This is a genomic window from Mesorhizobium sp. M2E.F.Ca.ET.209.01.1.1 (assembly GCF_004010375.2).
In the GTDB taxonomy this organism is placed as follows: Bacteria; Pseudomonadota; Alphaproteobacteria; order Rhizobiales; family Rhizobiaceae; genus Mesorhizobium.
In genome coordinates this window covers 1-302 of the sequence record NZ_SADP02000997.1, presented here as the reverse complement: position 1 = coordinate 302, position 302 = coordinate 1, and the positions used below count along the sequence as shown (strand labels likewise).

The following is a 302-nucleotide window of genomic DNA, read 5'->3' as shown; positions in this document are numbered from 1 at the left end:
CCCGTCGATGGTGATCGCCTGTGCCGGCGTACTGCTGCTGGCCTGGTACCTGGGCCTGAAGGAACGTCGTCGCCTCGGCGTGGTGACCCTGCCCAAGGGCGGCAGCTGGATGGACAACAGCGTGTCCGATGACAGCAATCCGCTGCCGACCGTGGAAGACGCCGAAGACATCAAGCGCCCGAAGCTGCTGTGGGTCAACCTGGCGCTGACCGTGGCGCTGATGACCGCGCTGATCATCGGCGTGCTGCCGATGCCGGTGCTGTTCATGGTCGGCTTTGCCATCGCACTGGTGATCAACTACC

At 64.6% G+C, this 302-nt stretch carries 1 pseudogene; it reads left to right on the top strand.

Annotated elements, in window-relative coordinates:
* Positions 1-302: pseudogene (locus tag EN852_RS38840) on the top strand (citrate transporter); the annotation flags it as partial.